The sequence below is a fragment of the Thiovibrio sp. JS02 genome (assembly GCF_053485635.1).
In genome coordinates, this window is the sequence record NZ_CM130715.1 from 2,476,950 (window position 1) to 2,496,563 (window position 19,614).

The following is a 19,614-nucleotide window of genomic DNA, read 5'->3' on the forward strand; positions in this document are numbered from 1 at the left end:
TGATCGTTGCCTTATCGTCGTAGGCCCTTGGCCTTTCCCGATTTACAAACCATCAACCCCTCAGGTCCACCACCTCTTCGGTGTCGATGGACTTATAATTCCGGTAGACGGCGATAATAATACTCAGGGCGATGGCGGCTTCGGCCGCGGCAATCGCCATGATGAACAGGGTGAAGATCTGCCCCACCGTGGGATTGGGGGCAAGAAACCGGCTGAAGGCCATGAAGTTGACGGAAGCGCCGGCAAGGATAAGCTCGGCGGAGATCAGCATGCCGATAAAGCTCTGGCGCTGCACCATGCCGTAACAGCCGATGCCGAAAAGCACGGCGCCCAAAACCAGATAGGTGTCAAGACTGCTGCTCAAGGTGAGGATGTTCATGATTTACTCCTTCCGGCCCGGGCCAGCACCAGGGACCCGACAATGGCGACGAGCAGGACGACAGAGATCAACTCGAAACTCATGCTGTAGGTGGTCAACAGGGCTTCGCCAAGCCGGGGCAGGGAACCGTCGTTGACCTGACAGGCACTTTTGTACCACTCCGTTTTCAGAGCCATGCCGGCCAGGGCCCAGACCAGGGTACCGCTGGCGAGAATGCCCAGGGGCCCGACAAGACCATTGCGCTGCCGCAGCCTTTTCAGCTCGGAAGACTCGGCGAGCATCACGGCGAAGATGATGGTGACGCAGACCGCGCCAACATAAATGAGGATCTGCATGAGGGCGACAAAGGGGCTGTTCAGGTAGTAATAGACGCCGGCCACCCCGAGAAAGCAGAGGGCAAGCCCAGCCACGCTGCGGATCAGATTCTTGCTGCTGGTGGCAATCACGGCCCCGACCAGAGTGATGCCGAGCAGGAGCAGGAACAACAGCCCGGCCAAACCTTCAACTGTCAACAAGGAGGGACTCATTATTTCTTTTCCTCCAAACGTTTTTTAAGATCAAAGATGTATGCTTCCTTCTTGGGCCCTGCGAGATTGTAATCCTTGGAAAAGGTGATGGCGTCGAAATTACAGCTTTCCACACAGAGGCCGCAGAGGCTGCATTTGGTAAAGTCGAGGGTGTACTCGCTCAAAACCTTGCCTTTCCCCCCTTCCTTCTTTTCGCCGTTCACGGTAATGCAACCGGAAGGACAGGCCTTCTGGCACATGCCGCAGACCACGCACTTCGCCCCCCCGGTCTCCGCATCCTTCACCAGCTCGATATGCCCCCGGAACCGCGGGGTCATGGTCAGGGTCTGGCGCGGATACTGGACCGTCACCACCGGCTGAAAAAAATACTTGATGGTAATCCCCAGGCCGACAAAAAGACTCCAGGTTCCGCTGATAATCTCTTTCAGATAGTCGATCATGATCAAAACACCTTCAACATGGCACTGGTAAGAATCAGATTAAAAAAGGAGATCGGTATCAAAATCTTCCAGGAAAGGTTGAGCAAGCTGTAAAAGGTGGTGCGCGGATAGGTCCAGCGGATCCAGATCACCGTGAAGATCAGGAAGTACATCTTGATAAGGAACCAGTGCACTCCCGGGAACAACCCGAAGGGGCATTGCCAGCCGCCAAGGAAGAGAATGGTGGCGACGCTTGCGCCGATGACGATGTTGGCATACTCGCCCATGAAGAAAACACCGAAACCCATGCCGGGATATTCGGTAAAGGCGCCGGCGATGAGCTCGCTCTCCGCCTCGGCCATGTCAAAGGGCGCCCGGTTGGTCTCGGCCAGCATGCAGACAAAGAAGATCAGAAAGGCCACCGGCATGAGCGGGCTGGCCGTAAGCTTCAGGATGTTCCAGTTCCAGAAGCCGCCCTGCTGCTGCATGACGATCTCGTGGAGGTTCAGGGTGCCGGTGACCATCACCAGGGTCACCACCGTGATCAGCATGGGGATCTCATAGGCAACGTTCTGGGAAACCACGCGGGCAGCGGAGATAACCGCGTACTTGTTGCGGGAGCCCCAGGCGCCCAGGAGAAGGCCCAGTACATTCACCGAGGCAAAGGCGAATATCATCAGGAGGCCGATGTCGATACTCCGGGCCACGAGGTTCTCGCCGTAGGGAATGGTGACAAAGCTCATGATGGCCGGAACCATCACCAGGATGGGGGCGATCTTGAAGAGAATGGGGTCCACCCCGGCCGGGACGATGAGCTGCTTGGTCATCAGCTTGATCCCGTCCGCCAGCGGCTGCAGCAGACCGTAAGGGCCGACCTCCTTGGGCCCGATCCGCCGCTGGATATGCCCGGCCTCTTTGCGCTCCAGCCAGACCAGATAGGCGGCATTCAAGGCGGCAAAGGCAATAATCCCCACGAGGAAGACCAGCAGCCTTATAACTTCCGGATGTAGACTCATAACATTCGACTCCTTACCTGTCGATCTCGGGGATAACCAGATCCAGACTTCCCATCAGCGCCAATCCGTCGGGGAGCAGCATCCCCTGGCAGGCCTCGCCGAAGAGACTCAAGTTGGAAAAGGTTGGCGACCTCAGTTTCAAGCGGTAGGGGGTGTTGCTGCCGTCGCTGACCACCCGGATCCCGAAGGACCCGCGGGCAGACTCAACGGCGTGGTAGTAATCACCCTTGGCAGGCTTGATGATTTTCGGCGCCTTGGCGGCCATGACCGGCCCCTCGGGCAGCTTGTCCAGTGCCTGCTCGACGATACGCATGGACTGCTCGATCTCATCCATGCGCACCATGTAGCGGGCCATGGAGTCGCCCTCCGTATAAACCGGCACGTCAAAGCTCAGTTCCGGATAAATGGAATAGGGCTCGTGCTTGCGTACGTCAAAATTGATGCCGGAGCCTCGGGCCACCGGCCCGGTGGCGCCGTATTTGCGGCACATCTCCTCGGAGATGGGGCCGATTTCCTGAAGCCGCTTCATGAGGATGATGTTCTTGGTGACCAGGTTATGGTACATGGGCATGCGTTCGCGCAACCGCTTGATGAATGCCCGGGCCCCGGTGGCGAAGTTCTCGTCGATGTCGTTGTAGACGCCGCCGAAACGGAAATAGCAGTAAGTGAGGCGGGAACCGGTGACCGACTCGAGCAGGTCCAGGATCTGTTCACGGTCGTCAAAGGCATAGAGCAGGGGAGAAAAGCCGCCCAGGTCGAGAATAAAGGCCCCGAACCAGAGCAGGTGGCTGGAAATTCTGTTCAGCTCGGTGGTGATGACCCGGAGGTATTCGGCCCGCTCCGGCACTTCAATGCCGGCGGCCCGCTCCACCACGCTCACATAGCCGTGGTTGTAGGCAAGGGCGTGCAGGTAGTCCATCCGGCCGGTATTGGGCATAAACTGGGCCCAGGTCCGGTTCTCCCCCATTTTTTCATGCATCCGGTGGATGTATCCGAGGACCGGCTCGGCCTCCACGATGTATTCGCCGTCCATCACCAGCTTTACCCGCAGAACACCATGGGTGGCCGGGTGCTGCGGGCCCAGGTTCAGGACGAATGTCTCATTGGTTTGGGTTTGGGCATAGGCGCTCATACGTGAAAATCCTTCTTAAGGGGATGGAAGTCGGCATCTTCCGGCAAAAGAAGCGGCACCAGATAGGGATGGCCGACAAACTTGATCCCGAAGAAATCATGGGTTTCCCTTTCATGCCAGTTGGCGCCGGCATAGATGTGCGAGATGGTCGGCACCTCGGGATTTCCACGGGGAACGCGGGTTCTCAGCACCACCCGGCAGAATTCGGCAAAGTTATTGAAGTCGTAAACCACTTCCATTTCCTCGCTGAAAGGCTCGGCAGGGTCAGCCGGCACCACCACCGCCGCCTCGGCCGCCTTCTGCGCAGCCTTCTGGGCTTCCTCATCGCCGCCCTCGTCGGCGACCTTTTTGGCCGCGGCCTTGCCGGCATCCTGGGCTTTTTTCCTGGCGGCGGCAACAGCTTCCTTGTGGACATTTTCCTTTTCGCCGAACCAGTCCACGCCGGTGATCGCCTCAATGAAAAAGCCTTCCCGATCGAGCACGGTTACCGCATCGACAACCTGCCCTGCGGAAACGGTCACATCGAGAAGACAACCCTTTTTCGCGTACTCTGCCTCAACCATTGCCTCGGGAGAAATGGCGGCCAGGGCCTGTTTGATCGCATTCAGCTTCATGGTCAAGCGACCTCCACTCTCGGAAACCGGCGGGAACCGGTTACCTTTTCTTCAAGCTCCAGGATTCCCTCAATCAGGGCCTCCGGTCTCGGCGGGCAGCCGGGGATAAAGACATCCACCGGGAACAACTTCTCAGCGCCCTCGACAATGCCGTACTGCCCCTCGAAGACGAAAGGCCCACCGGAAATGGCGCAGTTGCCCATGGCGATAACCCACTTGGGTTCGGGCATCTGATCGTAGAGGGTTTCCACGGCCGGGGCCATTTTTTTGCTGATGGTGCCGGCGACAATCATGACGTCGCACTGGCGGGGAGAGGGCCTGAACACCTCGGCCCCGAAACGGGCCAGATCGAAACGGGAGGCGCCGGTGGCCATCATCTCGATGGCGCAGCAGGCAAGCCCGAAGGTCATCGGCCAGAGAGAGTTGGCCCGGCCCAGGGCAAGCAGCTTATCCAGCTGGGCAAACTGAACTATCGGGGGTTGTATATTTTGCGTTCCCACTTAAACACTCCCTTTTTCCATGCATAGATGATTATCAGTGACAGGATTCCGACAAAGATCAGGATTTCGACAAAGGCATACAAATCGCCGACCAGCGCCTGCGACCTGTAGATGAGCGCCACCGGAAACAGAAAAAGAATATCCACGGCAAAAGCGACAAACATCAGGGCATAGAGGTAATATACAACGCCGAAACGGATCCAGGCGTCGCCGATGGGCACCATGCCGCACTCAATGAGCTGCTCGGTTTTCTGCTGGGTGTTTCTGGTGGAGCGGGCGGCGAGAAGTTTCGCGATGATGAAGGGGCCGATCGCGAAGCCCAGGCCGCCCAGGAAAAAGGCTGCCACATAGAGAAGGTCTACGGTTGCTTGCTGTTCCACGACTTAAGCTCCTTAGGTTGAAGCGCGTTATACGGATAGCTTCCGACCTAAATAGCCCGATCAAAAATCGATGTCAAGAAAATACTGAATGGCTATTCAGGAAACAGATCCCCTGATTTGCAGGCATCCACTACATTTAATTTTTAACTGAAATACAAGAAGTTAGTGGACGGAAAAGAATGGTTCCGGAGTAAGGAAGCAGAATAAGCCGAAGGGGAAATCAACACAAATTCAAGAGGTTAATTCCGGTAAAAATACCTTCCGTACTTTTACCTAAAATTGCATTTTTTTTATTATCCCCGAGAAAGAAGATCAAGAAGGCGCTGATGGATGTTGTCAAAACCGCCGTTGGACATGATGGCAACCACATCTCCTTGGCGGGCGTTGGCATCGAGATAGGCGAGGATGGCCTCGGTGGTAGGAAAGTAACGGGCGGAAATACCACGGGCAACGAGATCAGAAACCAGTTGCCGCGAGGAAAACTGCTCATGGGCAGAAACATTTGGCAAGGGCACATGCTCGCGCACCAAAACCTCGGCGGCGTCATTGAAGGAATCGGCATAGGCAGCCTGGAACACCTTGCGGCGGCTGGAGTTGGTCCGCGGCTCAAAAACCGCAACCAACCTCTTGCCGGCATAGGCTCCGGCTAGGGCGGCCAGGGTTTCCCGCACCGCCGTGGGGTGGTGGGCAAAGTCATCGATCACGGTAACCCCGCGCACGACGCCGCGCACCTCCTGCCGCCGCCTGACCCCCTTGAACTCCTTGAGGCTCACGGCAATCTTCTCCGCCCCAACCCCGAGAATATCAAGGACGGCGATCACCGCCAGGGCATTCAGGGCATTGTGTCGCCCCGGCAGAACGCTGAGGAAGGAGCCGAAGGCCTGACCGTTTTTCTGGGCAACAAAACTGGTGCCGGAGGGCGCAATCTGCAAACCATCAAGCCGCCAAAGCGCATCCTGACTGCAGCCGTAGCCGATTACCTTGCAGGGGGCGGCGGCAACGATCTCCCGCACCACCGGGTCATCCAGACAGGCGACCAGATAGCCGTCCGGCGGCATGATGGCCACCAGCTTTCGGAAGGAGGCCTTGATCGCCTCCAGATCGGCATAAATGTCGGCGTGATCGAATTCGATACTGGTGATGATGGCCACATGGGGACGGTAGTGCAGAAACTTGGGCCCCTTGTCGAAGAAAGCCGTGTCGTACTCATCACCCTCGGCAACGAAATACTCACCGTCAGCCACATTGAAGTTGCGACCGAAGGCCTGGACCAGCCCGCCGATCATGAAACTCGGCGCAAGCCCTGCTCCGTCAAGCAAGGTCGCCAGCAACGAAGAGGTCGTGGTCTTGCCGTGGGTGCCGGTCACCACCAGGGATTTTCTGGCGCCGATGAAGAAATGCCCAAGCGCCTGAGGAAAAGAGGCATAGGGAATGGCAAGCTCGGCCAGGGCCAGGGCTTCGGGGTTGTCGCGGCGGATGACGTTGCCGACCACCACCAGATCCGGACGCGGGACGAGGTTGGCCGGCGAATAGCCTGACTGCACAGTAATCCCTTGCGCGGCAAGGAAATCGCTCATGGGCGGATACACCTGCTGGTCGGACCCGGTCACCGTGTAACCGGCGCTCTTCAGCATGCCGGCCAGGGCTCCCACTCCGGTGCCGCAGATGCCCATGAGGTGAATGTGACGCACCTGCTCGGGAAAACGATTAAGGGAGGGATCGAGGGTCACGGCACTCCTGACTAAGGTCACGACCTGACGGTATCACGCACCGACTGATAGATGGCACGGAAGGTTTCGTCGAAATTCCCGGGTGCGAGGCGGCCGACCTCAATGAACTTGATGACGATCTCCTTGGCCACCTTGAGGATGGCATCGTCGGTGATCGGCTTGAGAAACGGGTCGGATTTTTTGGCGGATGGGCTCATAACGTAACGGGAGCGGCAATGAAAAAACCCCTGCCACAAGAAGAAGGCCAATTCATTCAAGGTCGGCAGAGGTTTGACCTGTTGAGAAAAACCGGCAAGGCCCCTCCCAAAGGATCATTTGCTGAGAAGTTGGTGGAGCTAAGCGGGATCGAACCGCTGACCTCTTGAATGCCATTCAAGCGCTCTCCCAGCTGAGCTATAGCCCCACGTCATTGAAACATCGAACAGGCGTCTGTCTGGCCGATTCGAAGAGATCAAATACCACCCGACTCCCCCTCTGTCAAGACTTTTCTCACCGAAAACACCTGCCATTTTCCTTGCCAAGCCCCAACGAGTCTGTTAGAGTCTAGCAGATTTTCTCCCGTCCATAACTATTTGGAACTTAAGGCATTCGTTAACAATTGAAGAGGTAACTTCTTATGTTTTCGCCCTTTGACTCGCTGTTCGGTTGGCTTTCCAACGATCTGGCCATTGACCTGGGGACTGCAAACACCCTGGTTTTCGTAAAAGGTAAAGGCATTGTCTTACGGGAGCCTTCCGTGGTTGCCATCCGCAAGGACGTACGGACGAACAAGGTGTTGGCGGTGGGGAAAGAGGCGAAAATGATGCTGGGGCGCACACCGGGCAACATTGTCGCGGTCCGACCCATCAAGGACGGCGTCATCGCCGACTTCGAAGTTACCGAGGCCATGCTCCGCTATTTCATCAACAAGGTGCACAATCGCCGCACTCTGGTCCATCCCCGCATCATCATCAGCGTTCCCTCCGGAATCACCCAGGTTGAAAAGAGAGCGGTCAAGGAATCCGCCGAATCCGCCGGTGCCCGCGAAGTCTATCTCATCGAAGAGCCGATGGCGGCCGCCATCGGCGCGGGTCTGCCCATCACCGAACCCACCGCCAACATGGTGGTCGATATCGGCGGCGGCACCACCGAAGTCGCGGTCATCTCCCTGGCCGGCGTAGTGTACGCCAGCTCGGTTCGGGTGGCTGGCGACAAGATGGACGAGGCAATCTTGCATTACATTAAAAGAAAGCATAATCTGGCCATCGGCGAGCACACCGCCGAGATGATCAAGACCACCATCGGCGACGTCATGCCGGAACCCCCTTACGAGAGCATGGAGGTCAAGGGACGCGACCTTGTTTCCGGCGTACCCAAGACCCTGACCATCACCTCGGAGGAAATCCGCACCGCCATCACCGAACAGGTCGACGCCATCGTCGAGGCCGTGAAAATGGCGCTTGAGCTGACCCCGCCCGAGCTTTCCGCCGATATCGTCGACCAGGGCATCGTGCTCACCGGCGGCGGCGCCCTGTTGCGCAACCTCGACCAGCGTCTGAAGGAGGAAACAGGTCTGCCCATCATCATCGCCGAAGACCCGCTCTCCTCGGTGGTGCTCGGTTCGGGCAAGGCCCTGGAAAACATCGATATCCTCAAAGAGGTCATGACCACATAACGGCGGCGGGGATGGCAGGATATTTCCTCGGACAGCCTTCCTCCTTACCTTACGCGGGGGTCCGTCTGGCCCCGGCTTTTTGATGGCATGTTTATGGCGAGTAAAAATCAGGTTCAGAGTCTGCAATGAGGAAAAGAGGTAAACGCGCCAAACAGATAAAGGTCTTTCTTCTTTTCGGACTCCTGCTCACCCTGATTCTTATCCTGATCGTTTCCGCGGTCGGCCGCCAGGAATTCAACGCTCCCCACAAATTCGCCCTTGAAGTTATCGGTACGGCCCAGTATGGCATCACCAGGGTTTCCGGCTACTTCAACGGAGTCTGGCGTAACTATACCGCCCTCATCAGTGTAAGGGAGGAAAACGCCAGGCTGCGGGAGGAACTGCAAAAATACAAGGCGATCAACAACGAGTACCGGGAGGCTGTTGCCACCAACGTCCGCCTGGCCAAGCTTCTCGAAATGAAGGAAGTTCTGCCCGCCCCCACCCTCACGGCGGAAATCATCGGCATGGACCCTTCCCAATGGTTCAAGACCGTCATCATTGACCGGGGCAGCAGCGACGGTGTGCAGGCAGGCATGCCCGTCACAACCGTGGAGGGGGTTGTCGGCCAGGTGGTCAACACCTCACCGCACTATGCCAAAATTCTGCTGGCCACCGACCCGAACAGCGCCATCGATGCCTTGATCCAACGCACCCGGGTCCAGGGCATCGTCAAGGGCAACGGCACCGCCTACCACATGGACTACGTGCTCAAAAACAGCGATGTCCAGAAGGGAGACACCATTGTCACCTCGGGGATCGGCGGGGTTTTCCCCAAGGGCATTCCCCTGGGCACGGTTGCCAATGTCGAGAAAACCCGGCGCGGCATGTTTCAGAAAATTGACATTGAGCCATCCACGGATTTCACCCAGTTGGAGTACATCATCATTGTCATGAAAAAAGATCCGCTGGCCAAATAATGATGAACACGCGAAATTCTCCTCAAGCCACAGATCCGCGAGACCGGCTTAAAAACACGCACAGCGAAAACCGACGGCGGAGCGGTTCAGCGCAACGCCGTCAAATGATGCGCACCCCATGGCTGTAGGCGTTTTTTTCCTCTTAGGAACCATCCTCCTCGTTTTCGAGACCACCTTGCTGCATGCGCTGCCCGAATGGTTTGGTCGCCCTAACTTGTTGTTTTTACTGATTGTTTTCATAGCCACCAATCTGGATATCTACAAGGGCGCTGTCCTGGCTCTGCTCTTCGGCCTGCTCATGGATATCTTTTCCGGTATCTTCCTCGGCCTGCACCCCATCGTTTATCTGCTCCTCTTTTTCGTCCTCCAGGGGGTTTCCCGGACCCTTGCCATCAATGAAGCCGTGCATCAGATGCCGCTGGTCGCCCTCAGTTACCTCTTCACCGCCAGCAGCATCTTTCTCTTTGCCTCGATTCTCGCGCCGGAAAGCAAACTCTACTGGGCCTGGGGCAATGAAATCCTCCAGGTTCTCATTCTGGCGGTCATCTGCATTCCGTTTTTCAGCCTCTTCAAGTGGCTTACCCTGTTTGTAAACAACAAAGGCCAGCGCAATCCATTCCGGCGCCAGAAATCCGGCAACCGCTACCTCGCGTAGCCTAAGGCTTGCAAAGAACGTCATGCCACGCCCCCTTGCCAAAATTAATAAAATCGACCCGGCCGAACTCAAGATGCTCAAGAAGCGTCTTGACATTGCCACGGCGATCATCACCTTTTTCATCGCCATTCTCGTCTCCAGGCTCTGGTTTCTGCAGATCCACAGTGGCACCGACTATGCCAAGATGTCGGAAAGCAACCGCATCCGGATTCAGGATATCGCCGCTCCCCGCGGCAACATCCTGGACAGAAACGGCAAAACCATCATCACCAACCGCCCCCGCTTCAATGTGGTCTGGAGCCGCGAGGATGCGCCGAACCCGGACGAGGTCATCAAGACACTCGCCAAAATCCTTGACGAAGACATCTCCGTGCTCCTGGAGAGAATCCGCGCCGCAGCGGATCATCCTCGTTATGTGCCCACCCGGCTCAAGGAGGACATCGACTGGAAGACGCTGGTCACCATCGAAAACAACCACTTCAATCTTCCCGGCGTCCGCATCGAGGTACTGCCCTCCCGGGACTACCTTTACGGCGACTTTGCCTCGCACACCATAGGTTATCTCGGGGAGATCAGCCCGGCTGAACTGGAAGAGCCCCGTTACGCCAACCATCAGAGCGGAGACCAGATCGGCAAGCTCGGGGTGGAAAAACTGTATGAGGAAACCCTGAAGGGCGAAAAGGGCCGCCATTACCTGGAGGTGGACGTACACGGCTTTGAGCAGCGTCAAATCAACCTGCAGGAGCCGCTGCCGGGCAATGATCTCCAGCTTACCCTGGATATTGACCTGCAGAACGCGGCGGAAAAGGCCATGGAAGGCAAAGCCGGCGCCGTCGTCGTCATGGAGGCGAACACCGGCAGGCTTCTGGTTCTCTGCAGCACCCCTCCCCTGCGGCTGCAGGAGTTTGTCGGCGGCATCTCGAGCAAGGCGTGGAACGCCCTGCTCAATGACCCGCTGAATCCCTTGATCAATAAAACCATCCAGGGCCAGTACCCGCCCGGCTCCACCTTCAAGATCGTCACGGGTCTGGCGGCCCTTTCCGAAGGGGTGGTCACCCCGGATACCGTCTTCTACTGCACAGGCTCGATCAACTTTGGCAACCGCCGTTACGGCTGCTGGAAAAAAGGCGGCCATGGGCCGGTCAATTTCCATCGGGCCCTGGTGGAATCCTGTGACGTCTATTTTTATCAGGTCGGCCAGAAGCTCGGGGTGGACACCATTGCCAGATATGGCCAGAGCATGGGCCTGGGCCGGAAAACCGGCATTGACCTTGAACACGAAAAAAGCGGCATCGCGCCAACGGCCGCCTGGAAGCAGCAGCGCTTCAAGGAAGCCTGGCAGGAGGGCGAAACGCTTTCCGTCGCCATCGGCCAGGGCTTCAACCTGACCACACCCCTGCAGATCTGCCAGATGACCGCGGCCCTGGTAAACGGCGGCGTCCTCTATCGGCCGCAACTCATCCAGACGGTCATGGATCCGGAGGGCAAACCCGTTTCAACCTTTGCCCCGGAGGTTTATGGCAAGGCCCTCGGCTCGGAACGGGCCCGCACCCTTGTTCGGGAGGCCCTGGTGGATGTGGTAAACTCGAAAAGCGGCACGGCCAAGGTCGTGAAACTCGACAACGTGCTGGTGGGGGGCAAGACCGGCACGGCCCAGGTGATCCGCCTCTCCCACATAGAAGGCTTAAGGGAGCAGGCAATCCCCTACAAATACCGGGACCATGCCTGGTTCACCTGCTTCGCGCCTGCGGAAAAACCGGAAATCGCCGTGACCGTTCTGGTGGAGCATGGCCTGCACGGCGGTTCCGGCGCCGGTCCCATTGCCAAGACCGTTCTGGCCCGCTATTTCGAGCAGAAATACGGTGTGCCAGCCGCGGAAAACGCGGCTTCGCCTACTCCGGCAACCTCTGAACCGGAACAACAGGGAGATTAAGATGTTACGCTTCGACAGACGGTTGCTCCTCAATTTCGACTGGGTGATGGTCGGCGCCGTGGCCATTGTCGTGCTCATAGGCCTGGCCAATCTCTACAGCGCCTCCCACCTCTACGAAAACGTGGGCACCTCGGTCTTCCTAAAGCAGCTCAGCTATTATCTGCTTGGAGCTGCCGTCATCCTCCTCATCATCAGCATTGACTACCGGGTGCTCATCTCCTGGAACTACCCCTTCTACGCCCTGATGATCCTCTCGCTTCTCGCCGCTCTTTTCATCGGCAAAACCATTGGCGGCTCCCAGCGCTGGATCGACCTGGGCTTTTTCCGCCTCCAGCCTTCCGAGCCGGCAAAGCTGATCCTGGTCATTACCCTGGCCAGCTATTACTACCGCAAGGACACCGGCAAGGGCTTCGCGCTCAAGGATCTCGTCGTGCCCATCCTGCTCACGGGCGTACCGTTTCTGCTCATCGTCAAACAGCCGGATCTGGGCACCGGCCTGATGCTCTGTTTTGTTTTTGTCTCCATGACCCTGTTCGTCAAGCTGCGCTGGAGCACCCTCGCCATCCTCATGAGCGTCTGTCTCTCGGCCATTCCCATCGGCTGGAAGTTCTTTTTGAAGCCATATCAGCGCCAGCGGATCGAAACCTTCCTGAATCCGGAAAGTGATCCTTTGGGTACCGGCTACCACATCACGCAATCCAAAATTGCCGTGGGCAGCGGCCTGAAATTCGGCAAAGGTTTTATGCAGGGAACCCAGGGGCAGCTCGACTTTCTGCCGGAACGGCATACGGACTTCGCCTTTTCCGTCTGGGCCGAGGAGTGGGGGTTTTTCGGCTCGGTCGTCTTTCTGGCCTGTTACTTCTTCATGATTCTCTGGGGGCTCAACATCGCCATCTCCTCACGGGATAAGTTCGGGGTTCTGCTCGCCTTCGGCATTGTTTCCCTGATCTTCTGGCAGGCGCTGATCAACCTGGCCATGGTTTTGGGGTTGCTGCCCGTGGTCGGCATGCCGCTGCCCCTGTTCAGCTATGGAGGCTCATCCCTGCTCACCACCCTGGCCGGCATCGGCATCCTGCTCAATATCCGGATGCGCCGCTACATGGGAACAAGCTGAGTTTTTTTACCGCTCAGGTCTTTAAATTTTTCAGTTCAGCGATGAGGCGCTTGAGGGAGTCATCCACCTGCTGGTACCCTTCCGTTGCCTCGAATTCCGCGCACCCCTCCTGGGCCTTTTTCACCCGCTGCCGCAAGACCTCGATGGTCTGATTGATCTGAGCGGCCAGATCCTGCAGGGGGTCGCCGCTGCGCAGCTTGAACCGCACGGTCAGATCCCCCTGGCGCACGGCGGCCAGATCCCGCTCGATATGGTAAATGGGGCCGGCGATCTTCTGGGGCAGAAAAATTGCCAGCAGCATGCCGCTCAGAAGACTGACCGCCGACCCTGCCGCCACCACCGGCCAGAGCAGGTCGCTGACCCGCCTGATGGCGATATGGGCGCTGTAAAAGGAATCGCAGACCTCCTTGCGGGCATAGCCGTAGAGAATAAGGGCGGCCAACAGGGAGCTGAGGAGCACCACCCCGAAAATCCGCAGCAGCAGCCAGCGTTGAAATTCTCTTTTTACAGCCATGTTCAACTTTTTTCTTTTATATTCCACCATGATGGATTCCTCTCTTTTTTCCGCGCCGCGATACCGGCAATCAGCCCATATTGTTGTGGCAGCCCACGCAGAGTTGCTTCTTGCTTCCCTTTACCAGTCGGTATTCATTGTCCGAGGCATGGGGGACGTGACAGGACATGCAGCTGATTCTGCCGTCCTCCTGGATTCTGTATTCCCTGCCTATGCGCATCCCCCGTTTGGGCAAGACATCCACCGGGTGGGACAACACCCCCTTTGCCTGCGGATGACAGGAATAACAGGTCGTGACCGTGAGATAGTGGAAATCCGTGAGGGGAAGATGCTCGGGAGGCAAACCGGCCCCCCCGGCCGACTCGCCGCGCTGCCCTGCAAAAGACCCACCCCCGGCGACACCCACCATCATGGCAACCGGCGCCTGGCTCCGTATCTGAACCAGAAATTGATTCCCCTTCCGGAAATAATCGGCGCTCACCTGATTTTTCCCGGAGACCGCGTTTTGCGGCGCAGCGGGGCTGCTGAAGAGTGAACGGGTGGAAAAGGTCATCTCGGGAGAAACCGCCCTGTTCCCGAACACATCCTGGGACACCGCGGTAAACTTGTAGTTTCTGCCGGGGAGCAGACCGGAAAGCACCACTTCGTGGTCGGTGGCCAGCCTGGTCTCCACCGGACTCCTGCCGTTGAGATCCTTTTCGCCATAGTAGGCTGCCGAATCCGCTATCCGGTCGGTTTTCCAGGCGATGCGGGCGGTGAGAAAAACCCCCTGCCGCACCTCCAGCACCCGCAACGCCGTGATCTGGGGAGGGCCGGCAGGCACGGGCAACTCCGCGGTTGCGGCGAGGGCAGGCATGTTCAGCTCGGCGCGCAACACTTCGCGACCGCCTGCATCAGCGCGGACTACGATCTCTCTGCCTTCCAGCTCAGCGGGCAGGTTGAACCAGTGCACGGTATCGGCCTGAAAATCCTTGGCCAGCCAGCGCACCTTCTCCTGGTTGCCTTTCTCCCGCTTCTGCTTGCCGCCATGGGAATCGGCAATATGGCAGACGGCGCATTGCTGTTCCAGCACCGGCGCATGCACATACCGCTTGCTGGCAACATCCTCGCAGACGCCCTGGTGACAGAGGCAGCACTGACTGGGGCTGGTCCCGCCCACGGCCTTTCCGCTCCCGCTTATGGCCAAAAGAGAAACCAGCGCCACAACCACGGCGGGAAACGCATCCGGCCGTAACAACTTTCGCTTTTCCGTTGTCAACATCGTGCTTCTTTCATTTCCTGTAAAGTTTTCCCCCTCTTTACTGGATAACGAGAAGATGCAGGGGCTTTGCCCCCAACTCGATATACCCCGCAACCCGGCTTGATGTCTGGTCGATGACCGTGACCCTGCCGTTCTCCCTGTCCGCCACATAGAGCCACTTCTGCCGGTCGGCCACGGCCATCTCAAAGGGGCGGCCGCCGGTCCTGATGTCGCGGATCAACCTCTGCTGCCGGGTGGCGAAAAGGGAGACTGAACCATCCCGTTGATTGCTGATGTAGAGCCTGTTCTCGCTCTGCACCAGTCGCATGGGCTGAAAACCCACCTTGATCCTTTTCACGACCTGTCGGCTGCGCAGATCATAAATGCTCAGGGAATTCGCCGCGCTTTCCGCCACATAGAGATAATCTTCCGCCGCCAGCAGACCCTCAGGCGTGTTTCCCACCACCAGGGTATCCTGGGTGGCCAGGGTTTCCGGATCGAGCAAGTAGACCGTCTGCGAGAGGGCGGATGAAATGGCGAGCTGATTGCTTCCCTCCACCCAGGCCAGATAGCTGGGCTTATACCCCAGGCGCACCCGCCGGTCCATGGCGCCCTGCTGAAGATCCATGCGGATCAGATTGTCCCCTTCCTGATCCAGCACGTACCCCCAACGCCCGTCCCGGCTCAGCAGATGGGTGGGCTGGACGGTCATGGGGATCTTGATACGATCAAGCACCTGGCTGGTGGCGGTCTTCACCGCATAGATTTCGGAACCCTTCCTGGCCAGGACAAAAAGCCGCTTCCGGTCCGCCGCGTAGGCCATATAGGAAGGATCCGCCGGGATGGCGAAGGAGCCGGTGACCCAGTTTTTGTCCGTCCTGATCATGAACACCGTATTGATCTCCGGACAGCTCACGTAGGCCAGGTCCGCGAGCAACGGCTGTTTTTGCACGGAGGCCGCCATGGCCGGGGCGAAAATGGCCCTGTTGCTGACGGAATTATCCTCATCCCAGATCAGAAAAATCGAGATGCTCTCCCCGGCGGCGAGCTGAAACCCTTCCGCCAGGGGCAAGTCCACCACGGGCTGGGCAAGAGCCAGCAGCATCTTGCCTCCGTTTTTTTCCCGCGCCGCCTTTTCCAGGGTCAACCGAAAAGAACGATAGCTCCCCTCCGGCACGGCAGCCCGCCCCACGAACTGCTGCGCGCCGCCGATCTCGTTGGCGGCAAACTCCGTGCGCCCGAGGACGAGCGGCACCACGTTCTCGCCGCCAATCAGCTCCAACGCGGCAATCCGCATCCAGCTCCCCTTGGCATGCTCGTCCTTGAGCTGGAGAAAGACCTGCACCACCCCCTCTTTCTCCCTCACCTGGGGCGGGGCAAGAACATTGCCGCTCCTCCCTGCCAGCTCCTGCTCCACGCAGCCAGCGGCGGAAAGGAAAAGGAGGGAGGCAAGGAAAAGCCCTGCCGTACAAAGCCAGGCAGGGCACCACAGGCCGGCGATTTTATTTTTCTCCATATCGATATGGTCCAGCAGCGCTTTTCTCTAAAAAGTTTTCCGGCCCGTGACCTGACTAGGTACCCAGCTGTCTGTCATGCCATGGCCATGACAGAAACCGCAGGGGATGGGAAAGCCCTGGCCGTAAATGTGGCAGGTCGTGCATACCGCCTGTCGGACATAGGGCCGGTCGGCAGCGTCATGGTGCACATAACGCCATTTGTTAAACACGGTGGTCCCCGCATTGGCGATCAGATCGTCCTGATGGCAGCGCCGGCACACATAGCCCAGGACAGAGGAATCGACGGTGGTGACGGTGCCTTCCAGATCCTCGCCGTTGATCCTGCGCCGCAGAAGCATGATATTCGGAGAGCCATGCGGCTCGTGGCAATCCAGGCAGGAAAGGATGAAATTGCTCTTGGCTCCTGCCGCGGCGGCAAAAGGGTTCCTGCTGATGATGCCGACATCCCGGGCATAGCCGCCATGCTTCTCTCCCTCGGCCGACCCCGACCAGTCGATGGGCCTGAGGTCGCGCCCCAGGCTGGTGCTCCAGATGGTGTTGGCGCTGTTGTGGCAGTCGGTGCAGAAGCCGACATAATCCGGGGTGTTACTGCCGTCCGCATCCCCGACCCCGGCCGGTTCCCGGTTGGTGCCGGAGGAATAGGGCGCTTCATAGCTTACGTGGGAGGCCATGGTCTCGCTCTCGCCCCAGAGGCCAAAATGCGCGGAGGGCTTGGAGATGGCGGAATTGAGCGGAAAGCCGGTAAGGGTGGAAACCCAGTTGCGCTTGGCCAGGTGCGGGTTGTGGCAGGCGTTGCAGGGATTGGAGGAATCGGTGAACGCCGGATAGACGCCGCTGTTGTCACGCACAAAGGTACGGATGTCGTTGAGGTTATGGTAGGAGGCCTGATTGAAGGCGGCCAGGATGGAGGCCGGCCCGCCGCTGCCGCCGCCAAAGGTCGTGCCGTAATCGGAATTCGTCACCGTCTGGGCCGAGCCCGGGGAATTGTGGCAGTAAAAGCAAAAATTGCTCGCCTCGGTGTATGGCTTGGCGGTAAAGGCGGTGTCGAAGTTCTTGGCAAAAACGGCGTAGTCGCTTGGCGCTCCGCCCGCGGGCGCAGGCTCCTGCCCTTCCAGGCTGGCATGCATTTCATGGCAGTGACCGCAATTGCCGCGGCCATAGCCGGCCGTACTCGTCACCCCGCGGTTCACCCCGGCGTCCGTCGAACCGTGGGCGGAGACAAGATAATCCCCGGCCTGGGCCGGCCGGCCAGGGAAAAAAAGAGCGCCGGCAAGGATGGCCAGGGAGAAAAAACAAGGCCTTGCGATCAATCTTTTGCGGTATGACATACAGCGCACCCGTTGTGGCCGGCAGCAGGCCATTTTTTATAATCCCAGCGCAGGATGGCGTCATAGGGGGTGCCATGGGCCCGATGACAGGAAAGGCACATGACGATGGCGTTGTTGCTGTCCGTGCTGATGTTGACGGTGGAGTTTACGGTGGTCGAGGTGTCGGATGAGGCCACCGGCGTTATGACGCTGTAGGTGTTGTTGCTGCCGCCGCCGCCGTTGTAGGCTTCGTATTCCGTGCCGGAAGCGGCCCGGCTCATGTCGAAATCCACCGGGTGCCGCAGCCAGACCCCGTCGAGAAAACTTCCCGACGCCATCTTGCCGGAGCCGTTGTGGAAATCGCCATGACATCTGGCGCAGTGATTGCTGATGGAGCCGACCGCCTCTTCTGTTTCAAAGTTGCGATCCTCGCCGTAATACTTGTTGTGCGCCGTGTCGGTGGGCTGATACTCGTAATCCTGGTCTTCAAGCCCCTTGACGCCGTCAAGAAAACGGTAACTATCCGCGATGGAGGTACCGTCCTTGTAGGCGCTCATGTTGTTGCCATGATGACTGCCCAGGATGGCCACGGTGGGGTTTGCCTCGGCCGCGCTGCCGTGACAGCCATAGGTGCCGGCGCAGGTGATCTGGGCGCCCAGCGACTCCCCTCCCGGCGGGACAAAGCCGTGCTTCTGATCAGCCAGCGTGATGTCGGCAATATTGTGACCGACGCGATCCTGGCCCAGGCTTACCCAGTAAAAATTCCCGCCGGCCAGGGTGTTGCCTTCCGTGCCGGTGGTGCCGTAGGAAGGCCCTTGGGTATCAAGAACATAGGGGACGCCCCCGCCGCTGTTGGTACCCTGGTGGCAACCCACGCAGTCCGTGGTCAAAAGAGCGGCATTCACCGCCGTCACCATGGTCTTGGCTCCAGTTTTGCTGATCACATAGGCCATGGGCGCGCCATCCTGACTGTTGTGCATGGTATGACAGTCGGCGCAAAGACCACGCACCCTGGCCACTCCCGCCAGGGGAAGGCCAAGGCAGACAACGCTCACTATGCTGCAGACCGCGGCAAGACGCATCGTGTTCCTCTATCTGGCGAAAATCTCGACCCTGCCGTTGCCCTCATCGACAATACAGAGACGGCCCCAGGGATCAAAACGGATGGCATTGGGATAATAGAGCTTCTCCCGGGCATGTCCTTTTCCCAGGAAACGATATTTTTCCTTGCCCTGCTGGTCATAGACCACAACCTCGCCAAGATGCCGGTCGAGCACATAGAAATTGCCCGCCTTGTCCAGAGTAAAGGAAACCGGGAAGGACAGGCTCTCCCCCAATTCGAGCTGGGAGAGCAGCTTGCCGCCATTGTCGAACTGGTAGAGCCTCCTGTCCAGCTGGCTCAGGGCCCAGACCTTGCCATCGACGACCTGGAAATCAACGATGGCGCGGGCGGCCTTCGGGGCCGGGAATTGTTGCCCGGCCTGCATCTTCTCATCCAGGCGGAAAATATCGCCGGTCGCCTTGTCAAGGACGTAGAGCACTTCCCCGACCTGGGAGATGCGGTCAACAAAGATCTGCCGGCCGCGGTAACTGACGGTGTTGGCCACGGCGCTCCGGTTCTTCACATCGATGAGCGTCAGAGAGTTCTTGCCCTTTTCCACCACCAGCAGGTCATCGGAGGGCAGACGCACCATGTCGTAGGGGTTGGCCAGCCCCCCTTGCTGGGGATAGGACTGGAGAAACTGCCCTTCCCTGTCGAAGGAATACAGGCGCTGGCCGCCACTGTCGATCACATAATAACGGCCACGGCCTTCATCCACATAGAGCGCCGTGGGCAGCTGGAAAAGGGTATCGGCGCCGCCCCGCAGACTGAGCAGCCATCGCCATGGCTGCCCCGCGCCGGACGCCGGCGAATCCCCCAGACCAACCAGAAGACAGAGGCCCAACAACCCAAGCCACCAGCTTTTTCGCGAAGATTTCACCATGCCGGCACTCCTGTTTTTCCTTGTCTCTGCATCGCTGCT

The 19,614-nt window shown here is 58.4% G+C and carries 21 protein-coding genes and 1 tRNA gene; 5 read left to right on the forward strand and 17 right to left on the reverse strand.

All coding sequences use genetic code 11. The features are described 5' to 3' along the window. Window positions 1–52: 52 nt before the first annotated feature. The 11 genes from nuoK to ACUUL3_RS11385 all read right to left on the reverse strand — a co-directional run bounded on the left by nuoK (window position 53) and on the right by ACUUL3_RS11385 (window position 7,100). Entirely contained in the window at window positions 53–379 is a 327-nt protein-coding gene (gene nuoK, locus ACUUL3_RS11335) for an NADH-quinone oxidoreductase subunit NuoK (RefSeq protein ID WP_448551436.1), read from the reverse strand. Further along, on the reverse strand, window positions 376–894 hold the full coding sequence (locus tag ACUUL3_RS11340; protein WP_448551438.1) for an NADH-quinone oxidoreductase subunit J family protein: 519 nt from the start codon (window positions 892–894) through the stop codon (window positions 376–378). The genes nuoK and ACUUL3_RS11340 overlap by 4 nt, the downstream gene beginning before the upstream one ends. Before the next feature lie 11 nt (window positions 895–905). Further along, the gene (locus tag ACUUL3_RS11345; RefSeq protein ID WP_448551440.1) at window positions 906–1,346 is read right to left on the reverse strand and encodes a NuoI/complex I 23 kDa subunit family protein; all 441 of its coding nucleotides are present in this window, start codon (window positions 1,344–1,346) and stop codon (window positions 906–908) included. Window positions 1,347–1,348: 2 nt separating this feature from the next. Further along, entirely contained in the window at window positions 1,349–2,341 is a 993-nt protein-coding gene (gene nuoH / locus ACUUL3_RS11350; RefSeq protein ID WP_448551442.1) for an NADH-quinone oxidoreductase subunit NuoH, read from the reverse strand. A gap of 13 nt (window positions 2,342–2,354) precedes the next feature. Beyond that, window positions 2,355–3,473: an NADH-quinone oxidoreductase subunit D gene (locus tag ACUUL3_RS11355; RefSeq protein WP_448551444.1), complete on the reverse strand. Its 1,119-nt coding sequence runs from the start codon at window positions 3,471–3,473 to the stop codon at window positions 2,355–2,357. Then, window positions 3,470–4,087 carry an NADH-quinone oxidoreductase subunit C gene (locus ACUUL3_RS11360; protein WP_448551446.1) on the reverse strand — a complete coding sequence of 206 codons (618 nt, stop codon included), beginning with the start codon at window positions 4,085–4,087 and terminating at the stop codon, window positions 3,470–3,472. Before ACUUL3_RS11360 ends, ACUUL3_RS11355 begins: the two co-directional genes overlap by 4 nt. 2 nt (window positions 4,088–4,089) lie before the next feature. Continuing rightward, window positions 4,090–4,587 carry an NADH-quinone oxidoreductase subunit B gene (locus tag ACUUL3_RS11365; RefSeq protein WP_448551448.1) on the reverse strand — a complete coding sequence of 166 codons (498 nt, stop codon included), beginning with the start codon at window positions 4,585–4,587 and terminating at the stop codon, window positions 4,090–4,092. Continuing rightward, entirely contained in the window at window positions 4,557–4,967 is a 411-nt protein-coding gene (locus ACUUL3_RS11370; RefSeq protein ID WP_448551450.1) for an NADH-quinone oxidoreductase subunit A, read from the reverse strand. The genes ACUUL3_RS11365 and ACUUL3_RS11370 overlap by 31 nt, the downstream gene beginning before the upstream one ends. Before the next feature lie 293 nt (window positions 4,968–5,260). Beyond that, window positions 5,261–6,697 carry a UDP-N-acetylmuramate--L-alanine ligase gene (gene murC, locus ACUUL3_RS11375; protein ID WP_448551451.1) on the reverse strand — a complete coding sequence of 479 codons (1,437 nt, stop codon included), beginning with the start codon at window positions 6,695–6,697 and terminating at the stop codon, window positions 5,261–5,263. Between the two features lie 17 nt (window positions 6,698–6,714). Then, window positions 6,715–6,894: a hypothetical protein gene (locus ACUUL3_RS11380; RefSeq protein ID WP_448551453.1), complete on the reverse strand. Its 180-nt coding sequence runs from the start codon at window positions 6,892–6,894 to the stop codon at window positions 6,715–6,717. Between the two features lie 130 nt (window positions 6,895–7,024). Further along, window positions 7,025–7,100: transfer RNA gene (locus ACUUL3_RS11385), tRNA-Ala, on the reverse strand. A 213-nt stretch (window positions 7,101–7,313) separates the two neighbouring features. On the opposite strand from ACUUL3_RS11385, the gene ACUUL3_RS11390 reads away from it, so the two are divergent. From ACUUL3_RS11390 to rodA, 5 genes are all read left to right on the forward strand, one after another. Continuing rightward, window positions 7,314–8,351: a rod shape-determining protein gene (locus tag ACUUL3_RS11390; protein WP_448551454.1), complete on the forward strand. Its 1,038-nt coding sequence runs from the start codon at window positions 7,314–7,316 to the stop codon at window positions 8,349–8,351. Window positions 8,352–8,476: 125 nt separating this feature from the next. Further along, the gene (mreC, locus tag ACUUL3_RS11395; protein ID WP_448551456.1) at window positions 8,477–9,310 is read left to right on the forward strand and encodes a rod shape-determining protein MreC; all 834 of its coding nucleotides are present in this window, start codon (window positions 8,477–8,479) and stop codon (window positions 9,308–9,310) included. 118 nt (window positions 9,311–9,428) lie between these two features. Then, window positions 9,429–9,965 (forward strand): rod shape-determining protein MreD, encoded by a 537-nt coding sequence (mreD, locus tag ACUUL3_RS11400; protein WP_448551458.1) that lies wholly within the window; start codon window positions 9,429–9,431, stop codon window positions 9,963–9,965. Window positions 9,966–9,987: 22 nt separating this feature from the next. Beyond that, window positions 9,988–11,898, forward strand: coding sequence for a penicillin-binding protein 2 (gene mrdA, locus ACUUL3_RS11405; RefSeq protein ID WP_448551460.1), 1,911 nt, complete (start codon window positions 9,988–9,990; stop codon window positions 11,896–11,898). Between the two features lies 1 nt (window position 11,899). After that, window positions 11,900–13,012 (forward strand): rod shape-determining protein RodA, encoded by a 1,113-nt coding sequence (gene rodA, locus ACUUL3_RS11410; RefSeq protein ID WP_448551462.1) that lies wholly within the window; start codon window positions 11,900–11,902, stop codon window positions 13,010–13,012. A gap of 13 nt (window positions 13,013–13,025) precedes the next feature. Here the strand turns inward: rodA and ACUUL3_RS11415 are convergent, their stop codons facing one another. From ACUUL3_RS11415 to ACUUL3_RS11440, 6 genes are read right to left on the reverse strand one after another with little or no spacing between them, the layout of a single operon-like run. Beyond that, window positions 13,026–13,556, reverse strand: a complete 531-nt coding sequence (locus ACUUL3_RS11415; RefSeq protein ID WP_448551464.1) for a methyl-accepting chemotaxis protein — start codon at window positions 13,554–13,556, stop codon at window positions 13,026–13,028. A 40-nt stretch (window positions 13,557–13,596) separates the two neighbouring features. After that, complete coding sequence (locus ACUUL3_RS11420; RefSeq protein ID WP_448551466.1) at window positions 13,597–14,787, reverse strand: cytochrome c3 family protein; 1,191 nt, start codon at window positions 14,785–14,787, stop codon at window positions 13,597–13,599. A gap of 37 nt (window positions 14,788–14,824) precedes the next feature. After that, the gene (locus ACUUL3_RS11425; RefSeq protein ID WP_448551468.1) at window positions 14,825–16,282 is read right to left on the reverse strand and encodes a YncE family protein; all 1,458 of its coding nucleotides are present in this window, start codon (window positions 16,280–16,282) and stop codon (window positions 14,825–14,827) included. 27 nt (window positions 16,283–16,309) lie between these two features. Beyond that, window positions 16,310–17,611, reverse strand: a complete 1,302-nt coding sequence (locus ACUUL3_RS11430; RefSeq protein WP_448551470.1) for a hypothetical protein — start codon at window positions 17,609–17,611, stop codon at window positions 16,310–16,312. After that, the gene (locus ACUUL3_RS11435; RefSeq protein WP_448551472.1) at window positions 17,590–18,672 is read right to left on the reverse strand and encodes a cytochrome c3 family protein; all 1,083 of its coding nucleotides are present in this window, start codon (window positions 18,670–18,672) and stop codon (window positions 17,590–17,592) included. Before ACUUL3_RS11435 ends, ACUUL3_RS11430 begins: the two co-directional genes overlap by 22 nt. 9 nt (window positions 18,673–18,681) lie before the next feature. Next, window positions 18,682–19,575, reverse strand: coding sequence for a hypothetical protein (locus ACUUL3_RS11440; protein ID WP_448551474.1), 894 nt, complete (start codon window positions 19,573–19,575; stop codon window positions 18,682–18,684). Window positions 19,576–19,614 lie beyond the last annotated feature (39 nt).